Below are 17,334 nucleotides of genomic sequence, written 5' to 3'. Positions count from 1 at the left end.
AAAGTACGGCATGGATGAAATGTAAAAACAGCATGGGATACGTATGGAGTACAGGTAAATATCAGATCATCGTGCACAGGATTGAGGACGTTGTTTGATTACTTTTATAGAAAAAGAAACCGTTCAACAATGTATCTTGTGAGATGAATCTATGAAATTGAATGAAATTGTTGCGTTTTATTTGAACTAAGGTCAATAAGCAACAGTGAGTGGGTATGAACTGATAAGAGCAGGTTTAAGTTGGTAGATTAAAAATACTGATGGGCATATGGATACTACGCTGCTGGCTACGCAATAAAGTCTGTTCCTTGAGCGTGTCGTGTTGAGCATGGAGTGTGGAGACCGGATTAGGTATCGTTATCGTTCGTTAGCAATACGGATGAAAGAAACTCAACATAGGCTAGGTTGTTTGATGAATCCTGTAAGTTGTTAAATCGGTGGCTTTCTCTTGCAGATTGGATGTGTAAAATGTATGAACGAGTCATCTTGAGATGTTGGATTGTACAACAGGGAGACATTACAATAACTTCATATGTTATGGTTTTGTCATGATGAGGAGGATTGTGTAAATAAACTGTGGTGAAAAACAATTTCGTGTAACTTACTTTACATCACATTAATCAATTAGACAAGCGATTTACAGACATAAGTATTCAACTTTATTATATGCGTTAATATCACTTACACAAAACACAAAAAAGGAACACAGTTCGACAAAAAGCGTCTCGTGTTCCTTCTCCACTCAATCCACATTCAGATCAGATCAACATTTTAATTTGCTAAGAATCAGCTCACTTTTTAAACAAACCTCTGCGATGCATTACGGTAATAAAACGGTAAAAATCATAACTTGCCCCATTATCGATGCTGAACAATGGATTTTTGGTGTCATATGCTAGTGCTGCATCCACAGCTGCCTTCGCCCATACTGGAACTTCCATCTGCTGACGCGCCTGCAGTTTGTCGACCTGGGATTTGAGCGCATCAAACGCTGCTTTCTCTTCGGCTGTCATCGGTTCGCCCCCTTTCGGTGGTTCGGTTGGTGGATTCGGATGACTTGGATTCGTCGGATTGGATGGCTCCGGTGGTTTTGGAGTTACTGCTGCGTATCTTGCTCTGAGCTGTGCCGCTGTTCCCTCGAATTCATTCATATCCACGTTCCCACTAATGCCATTCACTTTGCCCGAATCCGTATACTGCCAGAACGTCCAACGCTTCCATGCCAGCTGGTCGTCCGGTACACGGGTGTTGCTGTAACGCGCGATCCACAGATCGTATGAGCTGAGTGATGTGTCAAAATTACCGGCAAATGAATTGCCCGTGTATATGATCGGTTTTACACCTGTCAGACGTTGTAATTCAGTTAAAAAAGCTTTGGCAACTGTATTCATCTGCGCTTTGCTCAGGTTGCCAGGGTTGTTCTCGTAGTCCATGACGGGTGGAAGTTGTAACGCTTTCGCGCCTCCAACTTTGTTAAGTGTATTGGCGTAATGTGCCGCTTCTGCCTTGGCACCATCGGTAGATGTCGCACGGAAGAAATGATACGTTCCGACCAGCATACCCGCAGCAAGTGCACCGGTTACATTTTTCTGATAATTCGGATCGGTATATGTCTGTCCCTCGGTTGCCTTGATGAATACAAATGTCATGCCACTTGTCTTTACTTGGGACCAGTCAATATTCCCCTGGTATCGGGAGACGTCAATGCCCTGTGTGTTGCCTGAACTCCTCGTTTGCATGTTTCTCACACCCTTTATGCGGCAAATTGCCGTTTGTATCAGCATTTTACATCATTCGATTCAAGCGTTCCCGGGTACAAGTATAGACAGATTAGAGCATTCTGATCTATACATTGCTGATTGGATGTCACTCTCTGGATTGATGCAAAATGCTCCTATAGTTAATGCGGTTGGATAAGGGGTTGCTTGTGTGCGTGTCCCTGATGGGTTGAGTTATGTGTATTTTCAAGTGCTAGCTTGCTATAGTCGCATTACTTCTTACTATCTCCAGTCCGTGAATCGATGTCGTCCGGATCTACCTGTGAAAAAGAGTCTTTGTCCCTCGGTGAGAAGTTACCGGGGAGTTCCCCGGTTCCCCCTTTGCCCTTGAGCACTTCAATTGCCTGTCTAATCACAGGCGGAATCGGAGCGCCCAACTTGCCCCCGTTTTCGATAATGGACAATAACTCATTTGCGATATAAAAAAAGGCGACCGCATCCCTGAACAAATGTCCGTCTCCCAGAACACCGTCCACCAAATGAGCCACCGATACCATTGCAAATATAAATACCTTTCGTGCGATGCCGAACATGCCTACGTTACTTTCTAATTTCCCACTCATACCCGCCGCCGCGATACCAGTTAGGTAGTCGAGGATGACGAATACGAGTAATACACCGAGCACGCCTGTCCAGCCTCCGAAGAAGTAGGTTACCGAGCTGCTCATGAGTGCAATTCCCCATTTCCATAGGGTATCCCATCGTTCCATGGTTTCACCTCAATTAATCTTTAAGTTTCTTTAGTATTCTTCTTCTCTCAAACGTAACAAGCAAAGTTTCCAATTAAACAACCCAAACAGTACTTCCCTGTTCAAAATAAAAGTTAAGTATAATATAATCTATCAACTTTACAATACAAAAATTAACTTATAAATAATCCCTAAAAAAGGTTTCTACTTCCTAATACATAATTATGTTTTTCCTCTCTGTCACAATTCGAAACCAATATTGAAACTGAAATTGAACTACTTAAAAACTTCATCGAATTACCCCACCACCAAAAGTAAGTTCCGAACCTTGTAGCTGTGAATCTGATTTTGATACTACGGATCCACCAACGACATACAAAGCTAGATAGTTATTACTACCTGTGTTTTTCTCAGCATACACATGGCTAATTAAATCCACATATAGCGCATAATATTTGTTGCTAATTTTATTTTCAATAAGGGCTACATTAGAAGCACTGCGTATGAAAACACCAATACCAGTATCACTAGTTGCCTGTTCAAATTTACAATTGCTCAACCGTACATATTTACATAGTTCAATTTGAAAAGAAGTGCCTCGAGTGTTGATTACATCAAATCCGTATATCTCGACTTCGACTGAGCAATTATTTAAATAGCAGCTGCCTATTGTCACTTCGTTGGAAGCGTTCAAATAAATTCTACCTATACCTGACTTTCCAGATATTATAATCTGCTCCGGATAGTTTCCTTTATTCACTCTTACATAAACTCTGTGGTTTATAACTTCAGGTAGGATTGAAATAGCCTTAGCTATAGTTTTGAAAGCCTGGGCAGGAGATAAGCCTGTATTACCATCATATCCTGTACTAGAATTAACATAATATGTCAAGTTTTCAGTAGATGTCGTTGGACCTGCAGCCACTGGAGTCCATATGATTCCATTATAATATTCCATCTTTCCAGCTTTGATTCGCAAGCCATGCGTTTCCGAACTATTAACTATTGAGTCGGCATGAACATCAATTGCATAATTTGTAGCAATCCTCGCATCCCTAACCGCCTTCTCCGTTGCCGCCACCGTCTCGGACGTGCCATCCGTCTTACTAGACAACTGAACCTTCCCTTTCTGCGTCAAAGACGCATCAGGAACATCTATCTCCTCTATCGCTTCACGAAGTTCCTCTAAATCTTGCTTAGTCGCTACACCCTCATCAACCTTCTCCCAGTTCTGATCCAAATATTTATCCAGATCAAAATAGGTCGTCGATGGCGTGGAACGGTCAATCTTATTCAATCCCAAGTTTGGTGTTTTTGGTTCATTCATCTATGCTCCACCTCCTGCAAATTTATCCTGCCCTGTCTGTTCGATCTCCTCCAGCGTCATGCTTTCAACTTCCGCAATCGTCAAATACCGCAGACGGTAGTCCACGGTCATATGTGCCGGTTTGATATCCTCAATCGCTGCCTTCAGATCATCCAGATTGGGTGGCAAGCCCCATGTGTCGATGAAGCGAATTCGGATCAAGTATTCCTCGGGCAAAACGGATACATCAATTCCGCCACTTTCGTAGGCCTGCGCCACGTTCTTGAGCATGGAGCCAGCGACTTTGCCGCTACCGCGCATTTTGGAAATGATTACGGATCTCCGCTGGTCATCTGGCTTGGCTTGATTCGTCGGAATCTGCAAATCTCGCTCATAACGTTCCAGTGCCCAGGTCGCAGACTCTGGGTAGAATTGATCCAGCACACTTTCCAAACCCACCGTAAGCTTGTCCAGCTCTACACCTTCGGTCTCCGTGAGAAGCTGCATCTCAAGCACATTTTCATACAATGGGGGCAAAAGAGTCATTAACACCTCTGTTTTACTCATGTCACCTTCACCGTCCCAAGAACAGCTACTGCGCCGGGAGCGATCTCCAGATTGGACATACCACCATTCACCAGCAGATCGCTATAATCGATCACGGGCGGGATATCCAGAATGACATTGGCAATACGTGTCCAACGAACCAACGGATCCGCAAAAGCCAGTTCTTTCAGATACGCCGTAACTCCCGTTTCAATCAGTGTCTTCACTCCCTCGTACGTTGAACCAGAAGCAAGCGTGACCTGCACCTCAACATCAATAGGTATCTCTTGCGCTCCCACTACTGTGACCACGGGTCCGATTGGAGCAGCACCTTCACCCATTCCATCCTGAGTTGGATCGATATATTCCTGCACCGCCTCAATGACCGCCTCAGCAGGTGTTTGCATTTCATTATTCAACAATGCCACTTTGACTGTACCCGGCCCGGCCCACAGTGGAAAAGCCTTTGCTTTGCCCACACCGGAGTTTTCCCGTGCCCATAACTCATACTGATATTTGTTCGCACTCGTGACCGGACGGGAAACTTTGTCCTGATAGCGATCATATAAGGCCTGATCCGTTTCCTCGTCTTCGCCAGGAACCAGCAACTGTGTCAATTCAGCTGTCGTCAGGCCAGCAATATAATCGATGGGCAGCAGCGCCCCCGTATATTCATTACCTTCCGCTCCCGCGACTTCACACTCCAACACATATCGTCCTGCCGCGATGCGCTCCACAATAACGTACACCCGATCCCCCGTAGAAAAACGACTCTCCAAAGGAACTTCAACAGGCTTACCTTCGTTATCCCGAAAACTCCCAACCCAACGTGCCTTCGTGGCCGCTTTCCGACTAATACCAGACCAAGCCACCGCGCGATCCAAGTACTCTCCAGAGGCTGTATCTGCAAACTTCAGATTGGCGTTCACATCCAGCTCGATATACATCTGAGCCATTTCCACTGCCGCTGGCGCAAGTGCATCATAGATAATGCTGCCTTCACGTTTATCCACACCATCTGGTACCCTATCCAGCATTCGGTTTAAAATAACTTCAAACGTCTGCTCTTCATACATCCATGTTCACCTCCGTCTCCTCCCTGAAGCTTCCAAAATCCGTTTCCACGGTAAACGAAACTCGTACCCCGTCAGCCTCGTGGACAAAATCGAACTCGGTTACATCCGAAATGCGATCATCTGGAAGCAACGCTTCGCGAATCCAGCGTTCCAGTTCCGATTCAACCATGGATCTCCCGGCCATTCCTTCCCAGGACCATTCCATACCATAATCCGAGGAATAGATTAGATGCTCGTAGCGGCGTGTGGACAACGCTTTATACACCGCCTGTTTTACCGCATCTTTTCCATCCAGTTGCAATCTTCCAATTCGTTGTCCCGAAGCTTGAAATACATAAGTTAGACTCGGAAGCACAGTAGCTTCTTCCTGATCTTCTGCGCTAATCTGCGCACCCTGTGGAATCATGGATTCACCAGCCGATCCAGCACAACAAAGCTGTCTCCACCTTGAACACGTAACAACAAAACATGGTCACCCACGGTCCAAGTTTTGTTCACTACGGATTCCGGCAGTACCAGAAAAGGCTCAGCCAATGCCAGCCGTTGTTCAACGGTGATCTCCAGAGGCTGAGTGTTTGTCACGCTTCCGTACATTACCTGAACGGGAGACTTGGCATCTACAGCGGCCACCGCCGCCTTTTTAATCACGTCCAGCATCATTTATCGTTACACCACCTTCAAATCCAGCGACATCGTGTGCACGCCTCCCTGTACCTTATGCGTACATTCGTCTACCAGAAAATATTGATTAATCTTCAGTTCATCGATCTGGATGTTGACAAAACTGCCTGCCCTCACCTTGAAATCACCAAGTGCATCCACTTTCAATGTCTGCGTCTCACGATTGCGAAGGGTCATCAGAGTTTTCAGCATGTCATCAATCTGTCCTTCGTTCAGGCCATCATCCGCTTTTTGGTACAAAAAAAGCAGCCCCCATTGACGGATGCTGCCTGAATCCTGATGAACAAACGTTTCTCTTTTTCCCGTATCCTTGTTATCCCGATACAGCTTGATTTTGTTATACGTCTGGTCATCAATAGACCTTGTATAGCTGTAATCTGTGAGCAGACTGTTATCCCCAATGACAAAGCCGTAAGGCATCTCTTCCACATCCCGAAGCACCAGCTTGCCGAAATCATCGTAGAAGATATAGTTTTTGCCACCATAGATCAGCGTTCGGTCGAGCGCCTCACAGATCATGTCGATCAGCTTTTTGTTATCAAACAACATGCGCGGAATAACATATTTCGGCTGGATCAGCTCGCCCACCTTCAACTGAAAGTCGGTGGCAATTCGTTTGATCACATCCGTAGCGGTTGCGTTCACGAACTTGTACGTCTGATTCGCGGTTAGATATCGAGTCTGGTCGTAGGCTTTGATTTTGACACTTTCGTCCTTGCCGTTATCCACCGAGAAGATATATCCGTAAAATATGCCTACCTCGTTGCTGATATATTTCACGACATATCCATTCTCATAGGTAAATTTCTTATTTTGGTACAGACTGCCCTTGATCAACGTGAATTCCAGAGAGGAAGGCTTGCCGATGCGGGAGGTTTTGTACGTAATGTCACCGGCAATTTCGCTAATGTCCCAGATGTTGCCCTGCTTGTCATCCAGCAATAACCGTTCCTTCATGTTTGCCAGCTTATCATCCAGCCTGATCTGCTCTTGCATATTCCCTCTCCTTTCACGGAAGCTTGATCACAAGTCCAATCGGCAGCTTCTTCAGTTGTGCATCTTTGATGCTATTCAGCTTTTGCAACTCTTTCCAGCGAGATCCATCTCCCAGATGGGCTTTAGCTACAGACCACAAGGAGTCTCCGGCTTTGAGTGTGACAGTCTTGGGCTGGATTTTTTCATTGGGCCGGGAGGCTTTGGTTTTTGTTTTCGAAGCAGCCGTATCCTTGCTGTCCTTGAGTGGCACTACTTTTTTGGCGGCATAAAAAATGAACTGCTTCAGCTTGATATCATACTGGATATCCCCCACCGTACCCGCAGTCTCCTTCCAGTCAAAGCTCTCAATGGAAACAGCCATATTAATGGTGTACCTTGCACTGGAAAAGAACAATCTGACGGGTCTACCCGTCTGCATCCAACGGATGATCTTTTTCACATATTCATAAGGATCACGGTAAAACTGCTTCTGAATTGCCGGATGTCTTGCATCGTAGTTCAGATGATACGGGCTGTAGTCTGCCGGAAAAATCCCGCTGAAACTGACTTCACGCAGCTTCGGCGATTTGATCACGTTAATTTCACCCAAAGCGCTCACATTAAACGTACTACCGTCTCCCGAATCCGAAAACTCAATGCTCTCAGGTGTCACCGGGAAAAACATGTATTCAGAGCGGTTATTGAAGCTTAGTTGAATATAATATTCCACTTATCCATACACCCCCTGCGCACTGGAGACGATCTGACTGTTCAGTCCATCGGTGATTTTGCTGATGATGCTATCCACGTCATGTCCGCTGTTGATATCCCCTGTGGTGACCTGAACGGTTGGCGTCAGACTAACAAATCGTTGAATAGCCTGCATCTCGGCAAGCTCACGCATCAGTTTCAAGTCCTCGCTGGTCACATCCACTGTGCCCTCCACGTCACCGATCTTGTCCACCTGTCCGATATTGTTAATTTTGTTAATGTTACTCATGTTGCTGTTGGGAACAACGGTGGGAGCAGGTGCAGTTGGCATCGATGGCATGGAAGGTGTTTTTGGAGTTGAGCCGCCGAAGTTTCCGGGTAATTTTGTTTCTTTGGAATTTGGATCAGGCAGAGAAGGTATTTTTGATAATAGTTTTTTTGCTGCATCTTGTCCCTTGTCAGAAACCTTTGGATCGAATTCTCCGTCCATTCGATTCATGTGGAATACATCTTTGTCACTCTGTGGCTCAAATGATTTCAATGTATCCATCCAACCCTTGACGTTTTTACTAGCAATGTTGATATCGGCTTCGGACATGACAGCTAAATTTGTACCAAAGATATCATTAATAAAGGAAGCTACCTTCCCAATTGCCCCCATCGCTTTGCCCAGAAAGTCCTCAATTCCTACAATAAGATTGTAAAATATCTGCATCCCGAACATTCCCAAATCGTAAAGCAATTTTTGGAATGCATAGAATGGGTCTTTGAAGACATTGGCTATGAACTCTGCGAATATAGCAAATCGATTCCACATCGTGGCAATCACAACCCTTACCATTTCTCCAAGCAGCATAAATGTACCGATAATTGCTCCCAAAATCTCAGTTCCCGATATTCCCATCATGCTTAAAATACCGATAACAGCTGCGATGGCAGCAATGACGAGCAGAATAGGCAAATTCAGTAATAACCAGGCTGTAACCAAACTGTAAACTTGGATAATGACCAAAGCCAGAGCCACAAGCGCAAGCGCCATAAGGATCGGCTGAATAATATCCCAGTTTTGTTGGATCACACTTGCTATATACAGAATGCCATTTACCAGCATCGTCAGCGCGTTTGCCGCAACCGTAAATGCATTGCTAAGCCATTCAATAATGCCAGTGAATTCACCATTGGCAAATGCCTCATTTAATCGATCTAGTAGAGGCGTCAAGGCAACAAGAGCTACCTGTCCAATCTGGCCGAGAACCCCATTAAACTGATTCACCAGTGCATTCCACTTCTGCAAGGGTGAATCCAGCATGGTGTCAAAAGCCTGTTGGGTATAGCCTTGCTTTTGCAAAATGACATCAAGCTTTTGTATAAACTCATCCAAATTGGATGAATCGATAGTTTGCTGCAGACCCGCTCCGCTTAGTGCTCCAACAGGAATGTTAAAAGAATTGGCGAGTTCACCATTGTTTCCGTTCATGGCAGCAACCAAGGCACTGGATGCATCTGACATACTTTTTCCATCTGGAGAAAGCAAGCTCAACCGTTTAGTCATATCCCTCAGTTGATCAACTTGGTCGGTATTCTGTGCATACGGAATAAGAGATAGTGTGCCTTTCAAAGCATCCGTAACATTCTGTCCGCTCTTGAAAGCTTCCGCACGGTAGCGATTGAAGATCATCTCCCCCTGAGCATCGTCACCCGTAGCAGCCATATAGCGATGCTTCAGATCCTCTTCTTGTGCTGCTGGAACAAGAACCGCTTGTCCTGCTGATTTCATCATGCTGATCCAGGCTCTTACACGCCCGGCTCCTTCTGCAAAAGCGGCGTTCACTTTGGCTTGTTCCTCGGATACGCCCTGTAGCAATTTGGATGCCATTGCAATACTGTTCAGTCGAGCAGAATTAAACATGGTACTTATAGCAGCAGGTAATTGTTGAAATTGCGTTACTATACGTGTTGAAGTAAGGTACAGTCTTGCAAACATGGCATACATTCATTTCTCCCTCCTTTCCTTTTTATTTCTTCCGGGTGCGATTTTTGGCCCGTTCTTTCTTCTCTTCCTCCACCCGGATGGAGATCATTGCATAGATCGCTGCTCGTTCTCGCATGGAGAAGGCCATTAGCTGATGCGGCAAAATGTTTAATTCATGGAGAGCGTAATAAGCCAGATTGGCTTCAGAATCGCCCTCTATAATTAGTTTTTTACGTCATCCACCAGTTCGTTCATATCCTGATTGAAGCCGTTCAGCTTCTGGACCTGTTCACCAAGCGAAGCAAATTCCCCAGGCAACAGCATTTTCCGCAAAAGCGATTCCGCCCCCATCACGCCATATGAACGTTGGAGTTCTGCGTTTTTCAAATCGGGATAAACGACACTTGCCGTCATCAGACGAGCCATGTAATCATTCGCATCGATGTCGGGTGTGTAGACACCGTTCTTGCCCTTAATTTTGCGGGTAGCTGCCTTGCGGCATTCCTGGTTTTCGTCCTCAGTCATGCTGCGCAGTTTCCAGGCAACGGGCTCACCTTTCTCATCTTTAAATCGGGGGGATACGGTAAACTCCTCCGTTGTATCTGTTGCTGCATTTTGGGCAAAAAACATACTCAGTCCACTCATGTATTGTTCCTCCTCTAAAGTTAGGTCCCCCGCCGCACGAAGCGGCGAAGAACAATATTTTGACACGCCAAATAGCCCGTAACACAGGCAAGTTGAACAGGTTTCTTTTACAAACCCACTGTTAATTTATACTCTTTATGAATCTTAAAGAATTAGGATTTCACGATAAATTACTTCGGTAAATTGAACGATACAGGCATATCGACATCTTCAAAGGTAAAGCTCACTTCTTCCTCCAATGCCTCCGCCTCGGTATCCAGAGATGCCATGATTACACTGTCGAGGTTGACGCCTTTGAGGGTCACCGTCTGTTTGCCAATCGTAGACGAAGGATCTTCGTTGGTCACTTCAATGTCGAAGTACGTGTCCACACCATTCTGCATGTACTGGAGCATCAGCTCGCGGAAACGGGAAGTGGTATAAAAGATTGTCATGGAACCCGAACCGGACCAACCGGTTGCTTTGTGCTGTACGCCGCGGCGGCCCAAGGTTTTGACCTCTGCTTTTTGTTTCTCCACCGTTGCTTCCAGCGTCTTCACATAGAACATTTCTTCCGTCTGTCCGTTAATCGTTGCGTATGCGCGGCCTTCCTGGCCGGAGATCGTGTCACTTGCTTTCAAAAATGCCATCTTAAACCACCTTCACTTTCATATATACTTTTTCAACGGAATCCACAGGTTGGACCTGAATCTCGATCAGAATACTGTCGGTTTCATTGCCCGGAGCAACAGTGATATCTGTTTTGGAATCAAAATTTTGAATCGCCCCAATATCCTGAAGCTGCTTGAGGTAAGTAACACATTGGGAACGGAACAGGCTGCGCCCATCTTCGTTGTTGTTCACCTTGCCGATGTAATAGGACTCGAAAATCCGTTTCATATCGTTAGCGATGCCATCGAGTACACGCACCACACGGTTTTTGGCAAAATGACGTGCCTTATCCGGTGTCACCGAACGGAACGTATTTACATCCTGCTCCACCACCGCGCGGTTGCTGCTCGCGGTAAAGACAAACTCGCCGCTCTGCAGTGCCGCCTCTGTCTCGGTATGTGTCAGCCGTCCGTTCACATCCACGGCATCGTCATACGCACGGAACGTCAGAGATTCATTCAGGTTAGCACCCGCTGTTGCACCGGCAGTCCATGCTACGGTTTGTTTTGGTGACAGGACCGTACCATCTGCGAGCACAACACCATTACTGACACTGATAATGCCTTCATGATCTGCAGCCGGATAATCGGACAGAACCAGTTGCACTTTCTTACCCTCAGTATCACGTAAGCGCTTGATGTAGGCTGTGTAGACTGACTTGAGTGTGGCATCGTCTGAAATCAGACCGACCGTGTTAAAATCCAGTACTTCCAGCTTGGTCAGGAAATCGGAATGCTCTTGGTTCGTTGCTGTGCCATCCAATCCACCTGTTAGTGGAAGTGATGCTGTAGCTGTGAGTGCCCCTTCACCAGTAAATGTAACGTATGCGTTGGATTCCAGAGCTTCGATGGTGGACGAAGTTTGTTTGTCCACTTCTTTACCCGCAAGCAAAGTGGAGACATCCAATTGTTCCGGTTCATTGATATTGGTGGAGATTACAACAGCCAGATCATTACCACGTACGCCGCCGTGTTGGGCTGTCACTGTCAGTTTGTCCAAGGTTGCCTTGGCTTTGGTCCCTGCATTGAGTCGGTAAAGAAGCAAGGTCTGCGCACGTTTCAAAGCTTCACGAATCAGCAGTAATTGAGGTGCTGTCCAGTCATAGCCCAATTTGGCTTGTACATCTTCACCTGCTTGTACCGTCAGGATTGAGCCTGTTTGCCCCCACGACAATGGAAGGGCCAAAGCCACCGTTCCTCGCTCTCCTACCGTACCCGGCAATGAGCCCTCTGATGCAAAATTCATATATACGCCGGGGCGTACCTTGTTTTGTGTCGTCCATGTTCCTCCAGCCATTATTGTGCCTCCCCATTCATAAATTGTTGGATGTGTTGCTGTGCTTCTTGTAAGGTGTATGTTTGTTGTTCCAGCAGAACTGCTGCCAAAATGTCTTTCTCGATAAAGCTGAGTTGCTGGGATTCGGAGAACTGTGCTTTGCTGTATTTGTGGTTGTTTTTCTGTGGAGTTTCTGTTTTTTTAAGATCCTGTTCCTTTTTCGTAAACATCGCCAATGCGCCTCCTATTCCTTTCATACTGATCCCCTCATTCAGTTAGTTAAGTTCAATAAAAAAATAGCTATACTGACCACTACAAGGACAGGATAACCATCGTTATGTTGAACTAATATAGTTATTATCTTGTGGCCTTAAGTGCGGTAGGTCGCTGTTCCAGTTGTTGCATGGTAGTGGCGGACTCCGACACTTTGGTGGTTCGCATGGTGTAGTACACCAGCATTCGTGGATTATCGTTCTCCGTCTCCCAACGCAGTTCCGTTGCGCGATAGGGCGTGCCCTCCACGTCGATGGTCTCCAATGCTTCGAACAACTCGTCCGGTAGGGTGGCTGGGATATCGTTTGGATCGAGCCACCGGATTTCAAAGGCGTGAGATTGCACGAAGCGATCGCTGCGTTCGCGGGTAAGTTGGGCCGATAGCAGGCGGTAGGTGATGCCTTTTTCGGCAGGAGTCGAGTTTCCACCTACTGATGCTGAGTGGATCGGAATGTTAGGGAAATGTTGTGTGAGCGTGTTTGCGATGGCAGTGGTTAGTTGGTTTGTGGTCATGGTTCACCTCCTTTTTATTGGTGAGAACTGAAATTAAGTCAGGTCTCCTATTTAATAAGGACTAGCATCCGATCTTACGTGTTATAAATATACGTTCAGAGCTGATCCTGTGAGAGACTTAATCGGTGCACCCAGTTTGCCTCCATTTTCAATAATGGACAACAACTCATTTGCGATATAAAAAGGCGAGCGCATCTTACGTGTGATACCGAATAATCCAGTGTTACTATTGGTGTGCCTGTCATGGCTGCCGCCGCAAACCCTTCTTTGTAATAGGAAAAGCCTCCTGACCGCTCCAGAGGACATAATAAAAACGCCTTGCGGCGCTTATGCTGTTGCGTTAATAACATCCGACACGACTGCTTTAAGGTTATATAGATTAAGTACCTGTTCCAGTTTATACGTGCCGGTCATGACCAAACTGACCCAAACTTTGACCAGTCCGCTGTTAGATGTAGATGTCATCGCTTATCCCCCTCATGCCTGACCTGCAGCGATCATCATAGTCAGTTCTGCTACTGCAGTTTTCAGCTGGGCGTTTTTCCTCTTTCAATGCGGCATTGTCAGCAAGAAGCCGCGCCGCCTTCGGGTTGTTCAGGACTGAATAGTCTGAATCAATAATCCTCTTTTCAATATCTACATTCAATACCGTTATGGTGTATGTGAACTCGTCGCCCGGCTTGTCCTTCTCCGTTTTGGCCACCGCGTACACATCCGACGCTGGTGGTTCTGTCGTCGAGATGGTCACAACGTTACCGGTTTCCTCGTAGTATTGCACATAATTGTAATCGGACATGATCGCGCCTCCTTATTAGACGTAAGATCCGCCCGCACTGGCGTTCCAAATCTCTTTGCTGTCCAGCAAGATGCGGTAAAGACGCACACGTTTCCATACGGCTACGCCGCCGTTGTTTGAAGCGTGCGCCCGCAAATAGTAGGGCCCGGACAGACTGGACACGCTTAAGCTGACTGTAGTCCTTGTCGTCAGTGAACCACGATACGTTCGAGCGTCAAATGTTCCAGCTCCACCCATCTGCGAAGAGGAAGCAATAAAGATTCCGTCCGATTGGATGTCAGATGAACCTTCTAGAGCGTAATCGAACACCACATAAGAAACGCCAGTTAAATCCACTGGTATGTTTGTCACCACAGCTGCCTCGCCGCCGCCCGTGCTTGAGTTATATGCGTAGCATTCGACATGGTCCGATTGTTTGACCACATATGAATTGCTACCCCATACGTAACCCTTACGCATAGTCGGTGCGATTGACCAAATGGGTCGCCATACTCCCCCGGCTTTCGCATAAATTTGTTGGACAGCCCGCCAATTCCCTGAGACCTTGACTGATAACTTATTAGGCGTTTTCCAAGTCCCGCCAACCTTAATGCCTAAAGCCATGCATTATGCTCCTCCCCTCTATCATGAGTATTGATACCAGATGTCACCGTCATTGCCGCCAGAAGGCGCTACAGACGAGATAATATGCCTGTTTTTAGCATCAGCCACAGCCTGAAAAAGATCGGGACTCCAAGGCGACCAAGTGTTATTTTCTCTGGTTCTTTGATACAAAGTTTGTACCCCACCGTTGAGCCGACTAGCCCTTTGGAGTACATACCCGTTTCCATTTGTGTGGCATTGAACTTCAACGTACCACCACCATCCGTCGGCATTTGTCGGTAAGGGCGAATTTACTAAGTTATAGCCATTATACTGTCCATTAACCACCACAGAGTTAAGGTCAGTTCCTGCCGCTAATGATTGGTTTTTTCCATCATCAGCCGTTAATTTGTGCTTTTGGAACAAGTCCCCCATGTGAACAATTCGAGCCAAATTTGGCGTGAAAACCGCTCCTGCTGTGGTTGCGACCGGGCCTGTATCAAACATGTAAACTTCCGTCGCAACAGCGCCTGAATACCGCATGTAAATACCACGAGCGCCTAAGTTAGAATGATTGTTTTCGTACTTGAATGTATTCCCATCAAGAAAACAGTTACTACCGTACAACACCGAACCATTTGAAGAGCCAGAAAACGTTCCCCACTGATTCATAATCAATCGTCCTGTCATAGCTCCGCCTGTACGCAACAAGCTTGCTGCTTTAGCTGCTGTCAACGCATCCCTTACCGCCTTCTCCGTCGCCGCCACCGTCTCAGACGAGCCATCCGTCTTATTCGACAATTGCACCTTCCCTTTCTGCGTCAAAGACGCATCAGGAATATCCATCTGACTCACCGCTTCACGAAGCGTATCCAAATCCGCCTGCGTCGCAACACCAGCATCAATCTTTTCAAAAATTCCATTAATACTCTCCCGGGTCACATTCTCGTTCCCCAAAGGTAGAGGTAACTTCAATCGATCCGTTTCTTGTGGCATTACGCCCACACCTCCAGTTCATTCCACGTCAAGGACGCGGCATCCAGTTCATCCCACGTTTTTTGTCGCTTGTCCAGATCATCCCAGACCAGATAACGATACTCATATTCCACGGCCATATGGGCCGGTTTCAATTCTTCAATCGCCCGTTTGAGGTCATCGATATTAGGCGGAATGCCCAGCGTATCCACAAAGCTTACTGTAAAACTCCACGCTTCCGACTGAAAAGTTACATCCACCTTGCCCCCGGCATACGCCTCAGCCACATTCGCAACCTGCCTGCACGAAAACTTTCCTGCCCCGCGCAACTTCGACTCCACCACCGCACGCCGCTGCTCCAGAGGTTTGAGACGATCTGTCTCAATGCCAAGCTCCTGTTCCCAGAAGTCCAGCCCCCACGTCGCCGTGCGGACAAAAAACTGCTCCAGCGTCTCATCCAACGCCTGGTACAACAGATCCATCTCGGTGCCTTTGGCCTGCATATCGGCCTGCATTACACGAGAAGTCTCATAGTACCTTGGCAAATACGAGAACAATTCCCGCCCTTTCTCACTCGTTAGTCCAACATCTACAATAGAAGGAGCACTCATGCCCTGTCCCCTCCCTTCCTTGCACATCAATATGGAGCGTCTCGCTCACCAGATCCAACCCAGATCGGCGTATTTCTCCCAATCTTCCTCGGTCTCTACATTCCCTAACTACTTCCTCATCCACCATCTGCCCAACACTACTCATGCACATCCACCGCCCCCAGCACGGCGACCTGACTCGCGGTCATCTCGATATTCTGGTCACTCACACCGTTCACGGTCAGCTCCGAATAGTCGATAATGGGCGGAATGTCCAATAGAATCGCGGCAATACGGGTGTAACGAACGAGCGGATCGGCAAAAGCCAACTGTTTCAAATACGCGGTCACCCCGCGTTCGATCAATGACCGTACATCGGCCAATGTCGCATCACTTGCCAACGTCAACTTCACCTGAATGTTCATTGGCACTTCCTCGGCGGGCATCACGGACACCACTGGCCCCGCCGGGGCAACACCTTCACCCTGTCCATCCTGCGTAGGATCGACGTACTTCTGCACAGCCGCCACCAGATCAGTACCTGCAGCACGTTTGTCCGTGTCAAGCAGATACAATCCCACCGTGCCTGGCCCCTGCCATAACGGAATCACACGCGTTGCACCAACACCTGGCACTTCACTGGCCCATTGCACATATTGTGCTTTGTTGCCGCTTGTCCCTTGGTTGCGGACTTTGGCATAAAAGCGTTCCAACAATGCCGTATCGGCCTCAATATCCGCACCGCCTTTGATCACATCAACGTTCGTGACAGAAGTCACGCCACTTACAGGTGTAGACAGCACAGTTACCGTGCCCGCAGGCACATTGCTCTCTTTTCCGGCAACAAGCGCTCGCACACCTACCACCCCGGAGCCCTCTGCATCCAATTCCAAACGCCCCACCGTTTCATATTCGAGCGAAGCTTCAGCAGATACTTCATCCGCGAGTGTAGCCACGACCGTTCCCGCAGGAATCACCTTGCCCGGCGTACCCACGAATCTAACCGAACCTTGTGCAACTACCGCAGCCCGCCGCGTAATGCCATGCTCTCCTGCCCGCAGATCCAGCTCTTCCGAACGAAAATTCGGATCACTGCTCGCAGCCGTACTTGCAAACCCCCGCCGAAGTAACTCCTGTGCCCACAATGCAGCCTCAGACAGCATAAACGCAACCGGAGCCTCCGCATCCCACAGAAACGATCCTTCCGACTTATCCAGATCCGCGGGCAGACGATCCAGCATACGCTGCATAATCTGTTCCTCCGTCTGGTCCTCCAAATAACGCGGAATCTCAGCCATCC

General features: G+C 47.3%; 22 protein-coding genes. All 22 read right to left on the bottom strand.

The annotated features are described in order from the left end of the window. Positions 1–791: 791 nt before the first annotated feature. A complete protein-coding gene (locus NST38_RS06480; protein ID WP_076251415.1) occupies positions 792–1,739 on the bottom strand; it encodes a glycoside hydrolase family 25 protein in 948 nt (315 codons plus the stop codon). 251 nt (positions 1,740–1,990) lie between these two features. Continuing rightward, positions 1,991–2,488, bottom strand: coding sequence for a phage holin family protein (locus tag NST38_RS06475; RefSeq protein WP_076251413.1), 498 nt, complete (start codon positions 2,486–2,488; stop codon positions 1,991–1,993). 268 nt (positions 2,489–2,756) lie between these two features. Further along, positions 2,757–3,794 (bottom strand): phage tail protein, encoded by a 1,038-nt coding sequence (locus tag NST38_RS06470; RefSeq protein ID WP_076251412.1) that lies wholly within the window; start codon positions 3,792–3,794, stop codon positions 2,757–2,759. Next, positions 3,795–4,340 (bottom strand): putative phage tail protein, encoded by a 546-nt coding sequence (locus tag NST38_RS06465; protein WP_076251410.1) that lies wholly within the window; start codon positions 4,338–4,340, stop codon positions 3,795–3,797. Beyond that, entirely contained in the window at positions 4,337–5,395 is a 1,059-nt protein-coding gene (locus tag NST38_RS06460) for a baseplate J/gp47 family protein (protein ID WP_076251408.1), read from the bottom strand. Before NST38_RS06460 ends, NST38_RS06465 begins: the two co-directional genes overlap by 4 nt. Further along, a complete protein-coding gene (locus tag NST38_RS06455) occupies positions 5,388–5,801 on the bottom strand; it encodes a DUF2634 domain-containing protein (protein WP_076251406.1) in 414 nt (137 codons plus the stop codon). Before NST38_RS06455 ends, NST38_RS06460 begins: the two co-directional genes overlap by 8 nt. Beyond that, entirely contained in the window at positions 5,798–6,055 is a 258-nt protein-coding gene (locus tag NST38_RS06450) for a DUF2577 family protein (protein ID WP_017690156.1), read from the bottom strand. The genes NST38_RS06455 and NST38_RS06450 overlap by 4 nt, the downstream gene beginning before the upstream one ends. A 6-nt stretch (positions 6,056–6,061) precedes the next feature. Further along, positions 6,062–7,072, bottom strand: coding sequence for an XkdQ/YqbQ family protein (locus tag NST38_RS06445; protein WP_076251404.1), 1,011 nt, complete (start codon positions 7,070–7,072; stop codon positions 6,062–6,064). A gap of 13 nt (positions 7,073–7,085) precedes the next feature. Then, positions 7,086–7,781 carry a LysM peptidoglycan-binding domain-containing protein gene (locus NST38_RS06440; protein WP_036668863.1) on the bottom strand — a complete coding sequence of 232 codons (696 nt, stop codon included), beginning with the start codon at positions 7,779–7,781 and terminating at the stop codon, positions 7,086–7,088. After that, positions 7,782–9,755, bottom strand: a complete 1,974-nt coding sequence (locus tag NST38_RS06435) for a hypothetical protein (RefSeq protein ID WP_076251402.1) — start codon at positions 9,753–9,755, stop codon at positions 7,782–7,784. 201 nt (positions 9,756–9,956) lie between these two features. Next, complete coding sequence (locus NST38_RS06430) at positions 9,957–10,379, bottom strand: phage tail assembly chaperone (protein ID WP_076251400.1); 423 nt, start codon at positions 10,377–10,379, stop codon at positions 9,957–9,959. Between the two features lie 170 nt (positions 10,380–10,549). After that, positions 10,550–11,008: a phage tail tube protein gene (locus tag NST38_RS06425; RefSeq protein WP_017690162.1), complete on the bottom strand. Its 459-nt coding sequence runs from the start codon at positions 11,006–11,008 to the stop codon at positions 10,550–10,552. 1 nt (position 11,009) lies between these two features. After that, positions 11,010–12,326, bottom strand: a complete 1,317-nt coding sequence (locus NST38_RS06420; RefSeq protein WP_076251398.1) for a phage tail sheath family protein — start codon at positions 12,324–12,326, stop codon at positions 11,010–11,012. After that, positions 12,326–12,535, bottom strand: coding sequence for a hypothetical protein (locus tag NST38_RS06415; protein WP_076251396.1), 210 nt, complete (start codon positions 12,533–12,535; stop codon positions 12,326–12,328). Before NST38_RS06415 ends, NST38_RS06420 begins: the two co-directional genes overlap by 1 nt. A gap of 127 nt (positions 12,536–12,662) precedes the next feature. Then, the gene (locus tag NST38_RS06410) at positions 12,663–13,091 is read right to left on the bottom strand and encodes a phage tail terminator family protein (protein WP_047841946.1); all 429 of its coding nucleotides are present in this window, start codon (positions 13,089–13,091) and stop codon (positions 12,663–12,665) included. Between the two features lie 81 nt (positions 13,092–13,172). After that, complete coding sequence (locus NST38_RS06405) at positions 13,173–13,397, bottom strand: phage holin family protein (RefSeq protein ID WP_076251394.1); 225 nt, start codon at positions 13,395–13,397, stop codon at positions 13,173–13,175. A gap of 21 nt (positions 13,398–13,418) precedes the next feature. Beyond that, the gene (locus tag NST38_RS06400) at positions 13,419–13,556 is read right to left on the bottom strand and encodes a hypothetical protein (protein WP_179087869.1); all 138 of its coding nucleotides are present in this window, start codon (positions 13,554–13,556) and stop codon (positions 13,419–13,421) included. Further along, on the bottom strand, positions 13,540–13,887 hold the full coding sequence (locus NST38_RS06395; RefSeq protein WP_076251393.1) for a hypothetical protein: 348 nt from the start codon (positions 13,885–13,887) through the stop codon (positions 13,540–13,542). The genes NST38_RS06400 and NST38_RS06395 overlap by 17 nt, the downstream gene beginning before the upstream one ends. A gap of 15 nt (positions 13,888–13,902) precedes the next feature. Then, positions 13,903–14,490, bottom strand: a complete 588-nt coding sequence (locus NST38_RS06390; protein WP_036611405.1) for a hypothetical protein — start codon at positions 14,488–14,490, stop codon at positions 13,903–13,905. Between the two features lie 21 nt (positions 14,491–14,511). Next, positions 14,512–15,465 (bottom strand): pyocin knob domain-containing protein, encoded by a 954-nt coding sequence (locus NST38_RS06385; protein WP_036611408.1) that lies wholly within the window; start codon positions 15,463–15,465, stop codon positions 14,512–14,514. Further along, the gene (locus NST38_RS06380; protein WP_036611410.1) at positions 15,465–16,055 is read right to left on the bottom strand and encodes a YmfQ family protein; all 591 of its coding nucleotides are present in this window, start codon (positions 16,053–16,055) and stop codon (positions 15,465–15,467) included. Before NST38_RS06380 ends, NST38_RS06385 begins: the two co-directional genes overlap by 1 nt. A 137-nt stretch (positions 16,056–16,192) precedes the next feature. Then, on the bottom strand, positions 16,193–17,332 hold the full coding sequence (locus NST38_RS06375; RefSeq protein ID WP_076251391.1) for a baseplate J/gp47 family protein: 1,140 nt from the start codon (positions 17,330–17,332) through the stop codon (positions 16,193–16,195). Positions 17,333–17,334 lie beyond the last annotated feature (2 nt).

The sequence above is a fragment of the Paenibacillus sp. FSL H8-0104 genome (assembly GCF_038050215.1).
GTDB lineage: Bacteria > Bacillota > Bacilli > Paenibacillales > Paenibacillaceae > Paenibacillus > Paenibacillus amylolyticus.
The sequence above is the reverse complement of the archived record's forward strand: the minus strand, read 5'-3'. Positions and strand labels throughout refer to the sequence as shown.

Bases quoted from the DNA above. Each gene is read 5' to 3' on its own strand.
- NST38_RS06420 (WP_076251398.1), bottom strand. From the start codon at position 12,326: ATGGCTGGAGGAACATGGACGACACAAAACAAGGTACGCCCCGGCGTA.
- NST38_RS06380 (WP_036611410.1), bottom strand. From the start codon at position 16,055: ATGAGTGCTCCTTCTATTGTAGATGTTGGACTAACGAGTGAGAAAGGG.
- NST38_RS06455 (WP_076251406.1), bottom strand. From the start codon at position 5,801: ATGATTCCACAGGGTGCGCAGATTAGCGCAGAAGATCAGGAAGAAGCT.
- NST38_RS06470 (WP_076251412.1), bottom strand. From the start codon at position 3,794: ATGAATGAACCAAAAACACCAAACTTGGGATTGAATAAGATTGACCGT.
- NST38_RS06425 (WP_017690162.1), bottom strand. From the start codon at position 11,008: ATGGCATTTTTGAAAGCAAGTGACACGATCTCCGGCCAGGAAGGCCGC.
- NST38_RS06410 (WP_047841946.1), bottom strand. From the start codon at position 13,091: ATGACCACAAACCAACTAACCACTGCCATCGCAAACACGCTCACACAA.
- NST38_RS06385 (WP_036611408.1), bottom strand. From the start codon at position 15,465: ATGCCACAAGAAACGGATCGATTGAAGTTACCTCTACCTTTGGGGAAC.
- NST38_RS06445 (WP_076251404.1), bottom strand. From the start codon at position 7,072: ATGCAAGAGCAGATCAGGCTGGATGATAAGCTGGCAAACATGAAGGAA.
- NST38_RS06450 (WP_017690156.1), bottom strand. From the start codon at position 6,055: ATGATGCTGGACGTGATTAAAAAGGCGGCGGTGGCCGCTGTAGATGCC.
- NST38_RS06400 (WP_179087869.1), bottom strand. From the start codon at position 13,556: ATGACATCTACATCTAACAGCGGACTGGTCAAAGTTTGGGTCAGTTTG.
- NST38_RS06460 (WP_076251408.1), bottom strand. From the start codon at position 5,395: ATGTATGAAGAGCAGACGTTTGAAGTTATTTTAAACCGAATGCTGGAT.
- NST38_RS06375 (WP_076251391.1), bottom strand. From the start codon at position 17,332: ATGGCTGAGATTCCGCGTTATTTGGAGGACCAGACGGAGGAACAGATT.
- NST38_RS06430 (WP_076251400.1), bottom strand. From the start codon at position 10,379: ATGAGTGGACTGAGTATGTTTTTTGCCCAAAATGCAGCAACAGATACA.
- NST38_RS06395 (WP_076251393.1), bottom strand. From the start codon at position 13,887: ATGTCCGATTACAATTATGTGCAATACTACGAGGAAACCGGTAACGTT.
- NST38_RS06480 (WP_076251415.1), bottom strand. From the start codon at position 1,739: ATGCAAACGAGGAGTTCAGGCAACACACAGGGCATTGACGTCTCCCGA.
- NST38_RS06390 (WP_036611405.1), bottom strand. From the start codon at position 14,490: ATGGCTTTAGGCATTAAGGTTGGCGGGACTTGGAAAACGCCTAATAAG.
- NST38_RS06435 (WP_076251402.1), bottom strand. From the start codon at position 9,755: ATGTATGCCATGTTTGCAAGACTGTACCTTACTTCAACACGTATAGTA.
- NST38_RS06405 (WP_076251394.1), bottom strand. From the start codon at position 13,397: ATGTCCTCTGGAGCGGTCAGGAGGCTTTTCCTATTACAAAGAAGGGTT.
- NST38_RS06415 (WP_076251396.1), bottom strand. From the start codon at position 12,535: ATGTTTACGAAAAAGGAACAGGATCTTAAAAAAACAGAAACTCCACAG.
- NST38_RS06475 (WP_076251413.1), bottom strand. From the start codon at position 2,488: ATGGAACGATGGGATACCCTATGGAAATGGGGAATTGCACTCATGAGC.
- NST38_RS06465 (WP_076251410.1), bottom strand. From the start codon at position 4,340: ATGAGTAAAACAGAGGTGTTAATGACTCTTTTGCCCCCATTGTATGAA.